Genomic DNA, 868 nt, shown 5'->3' on the forward strand with positions numbered 1-868 from the left:
GCGTGGTTTATTTACCGCCTGGCAATGCCGTTTGTGGTTGAGAGGTTAAGCTCCTAATGACAATTAGTATGACCAAGCAAGCGATCGCTGAGCCGCAGCCGGAAGAGGTAGTGTTGTCAGTGAAGGAAGTCTCCAAAAGATTTTGCCGGGATCTAAGACGTTCGTTATTCTATGGAATCCAAGACATAGCTAGTGAACTGTCCGGCACTAGAGGAAAAGTTGAAACATTACGACCTAAAGAATTTTGGGCACTAGATAAAGTTAGCTTTCAACTACGGCGAGGGGAATCGCTAGGCCTAGTTGGACCTAATGGAAGCGGCAAATCAACTCTATTAAAGATTATCGCTGGACTAATTAGACCAGATAAAGGCTATGTAGAAACTAATGGCCGAATAGCACCATTAATCGCCTTAGGAGCAGGCTTCAACCCAATCTTAACTGGGAGGGAAAATGTTTACACCAACATGTCAATCCTAGGTTTATCAAGAAAAGAAATAAATGAACGATTTGATGAAGTTTTAGCTTTTGCAGAAATTGGAGAAGCTATTGATTCTCCTGTACAATCCTATAGCTCAGGCATGGCAGCAAGGCTGGGGTTTTCAAGTGCGATTCACACAGAGCCAGATATACTACTTATTGATGAAGTTTTGGCAGTAGGGGATAGTCATTTCAAAGGTAAGTGCTTTCAAAAGCTTCACGACTTACGCCAAAAGGGAACGTCATTTATACTTGTTAGCCATAATCCGCACTCAATACTTACAATATGCGAAAGCGCTGTGTATTTACTAAATGGCAGATTAAGTGGTGTTGGTGACACAGCACAGGTTATGAGCAAATACGAAAGAGACTTGTTTTTAGATAATTCAAC

General features: G+C 41.7%; 1 protein-coding gene. It reads left to right on the forward strand.

Features of this window, described 5'->3' with window-relative positions; translation table 11 throughout:
• Positions 1–56: 56 nt before the first annotated feature.
• Positions 57–868: ABC transporter ATP-binding protein (locus AC2VE5_RS28485; RefSeq protein WP_486890869.1), on the forward strand; the 812-nt coding region annotated here is incomplete at its 3' end.

This window comes from Aliterella sp. E5.1 (genome assembly GCF_057473825.1).